Raw genomic sequence first — 2,507 nt, forward strand, 5'->3', positions numbered from 1 at the left:
AATAAATACCTTCCCAAGGTTTATGCTGTTATTATCTTCTAAAATCTAAACCTGGAAAATAAGCAGTCTCTCCTAGCTCCTCCTCAATCCTCAACAGTTGGTTGTATTTAGCCATTCTGTCCGAACGAGAAGCTGAACCTGTCTTAATTTGCCCTGTATTTAAAGCAACTGCCAAATCAGCTATGGTATTATCTTCAGTTTCTCCAGACCGGTGAGACATTACACTAGTGTAAGAATTCTTTTTAGCTAGGTTAATAGCATTGATCGTTTCAGTTAAGGTACCAATTTGATTTACTTTAATCAAAATGGAATTTGCTACCCCTTGCTCAATACCGTTATTTAATCGGTTTACATTGGTAACGAAAAGGTCATCTCCTACTAACTGTACCTTGTCTCCAATTAATTTAGTATGCTCTTTCCAACCTTTCCAGTCATCTTCATCCATTCCATCTTCAATAGAGATAATTGGGTATTTATTCACCCACTCCTTCCAATAGTTAGCCATCTCGGAAGAAGTCAATTTATCCCCTGTAGACTTTTTGAAGTGATATAGGCCCGTTTCTGCATCATAAAACTCAGAGCTGGCCGCATCCATAGCAATAAAAATCTCCTCTCCAGGTTTGTAACCAGCCTTTTCAATAGCCTGAAGCACTACTTCAATAGCTTCTTCATTGGAAGCGATGTTAGGAGCAAATCCACCCTCATCACCTACATTTGTGGAATACCCTTTACTTTTAAGGACGCTCTTAAGGTTATGGAATACTTCTACACCCATTTTCAAAGATTCAGAAAAAGAATCTGCTTTTACGGGCATCACCATAAACTCCTGAAAGTCGATAGAATTATCAGCATGACTACCTCCGTTAAGAATATTCATCATTGGTACCGGAAGCGTATTGGCATTTACACCACCTACATAACGGTACAAGGATTGGCCTGATTCCTGCGCAGCAGCCTTTGCCACTGCTAAAGAAACCCCCAGAATGGCATTAGCCCCTAATTTTCCTTTGTTTTCAGTACCATCCAAATCGATCATAGCACTATCGATCAAATTTTGCTCGAAGACACTATAACCCACCAATTCCTTAGCAATGTCTGTATTTACATTATTAATAGCTGTCAACACCCCTTTACCCATGTAAGTGGCTTTATCTCCATCGCGTAGTTCAACGGCTTCATGTTTCCCTGTAGATGCGCCGGAAGGAACAGCCGCCCGACCAATAATTCCATTTGTTGTGATTACATCAACCTCTACTGTTGGATTTCCCCTAGAATCGAGAATTTGACGCGCGTGAACACTTTCAATTAAGCTCATGTCTCAAATGTGGTTTAAAAGTTAATATTTCAATTATGTGGATTTATATAAAAAATCAGCTATTCTTCATAATTTCAACGAAATCATCAAATAAGTATCTTGAATCGTGTGGACCAGGAGAAGATTCTGGGTGATATTGGACGGAAAAAGCTTTTTTATCTTTTACCCGAATGCCCTCGATGGTTTGGTCATTCAAGTTAATGTGAGTAGCAAATACCTGCTGGGATTTTTCGACATCTTCCCCACTTATGGAAAAACCATGATTCTGAGAAGTAATTTCACCTTTTCCAGTTTGAAGATTTTTAACAGGATGATTTAAACCTCGATGCCCATGGTGCATCTTATAAGTAGAAATTTCATTGGCACGAGCTAATAACTGATGTCCTAAACAAATTCCAAACAAAGGTTTATCTGCCTTAAGAATTTCACGAACTGTATCAACAGCGTATTCCATTACGGAAGGATCTCCCGGACCGTTAGAGATAAAATATCCATTTGCTCCCCACTCATTCATTTCCTGGAAAGTAGTTTTAGCAGGAAATACCTTACAATAACAACCTCTATCAGTTAAATTTTTAAGGATACTCTTCTTTACCCCTATATCCAATACCGCTACCTTCAATTCATTTAACTCCTCACCCAAATAATATGGTTCTATCGTGCTCACTTGAGATGATAACTCCAATCCAGCCATTGAAGGAACTTCTTTCAATTTTGCCTCCAAAGCCTCCACTTCAGAAATTTCGGATGAAATAATGCCATTCATAGCACCACTGGTCCGAATATGTCTTACCAACCGTCTGGTGTCAATATCGGAAATTCCTACTATACCATTTTCCTCAAGGTACTCCTGTAAAGAACTATCCGAAAGGTTCCGGCTAGCAATGGCTGAAAAACTATTCACCACTAGTCCGGATATCTGTGGTTGTCCGGATTCAGTTTCCTCATCCAGCACCCCGTAATTACCTATGTGGGAATTGGTATTCACTATAATTTGGCCAAAATAGGAAGGGTCTGTATATACCTCTTGATATCCTGTCATACCGGTATTAAAGCAGATTTCCCCTCCACTTGTTCCAATCTTCCCGATGGCATTTCCTTTAAATAATGTCCCGTCTTCCAATAAAAGTAAGGCCTCTCTCTTTGCAGAATATTTCATATCTAGCGGATTAACAAACAAAAATCTTAATTT

The 2,507-nt window shown here is 39.1% G+C and carries 2 protein-coding genes; both read right to left on the reverse strand.

From position 1 onward, the window contains the following. Positions 1-31: 31 nt before the first annotated feature. On the reverse strand, positions 32-1,315 hold the full coding sequence (gene eno, locus E1171_RS02890) for a phosphopyruvate hydratase (RefSeq protein ID WP_155203903.1): 1,284 nt from the start codon (positions 1,313-1,315) through the stop codon (positions 32-34). Between the two features lie 55 nt (positions 1,316-1,370). Next, positions 1,371-2,474, reverse strand: a complete 1,104-nt coding sequence (carA, locus tag E1171_RS02895; protein WP_155203905.1) for a glutamine-hydrolyzing carbamoyl-phosphate synthase small subunit — start codon at positions 2,472-2,474, stop codon at positions 1,371-1,373. Positions 2,475-2,507 lie beyond the last annotated feature (33 nt).

It is taken from the genome of Xanthovirga aplysinae, assembly GCF_009711365.1.
GTDB classification, from domain to species: domain Bacteria; phylum Bacteroidota; class Bacteroidia; order Cytophagales; family Cyclobacteriaceae; genus Xanthovirga; species Xanthovirga aplysinae.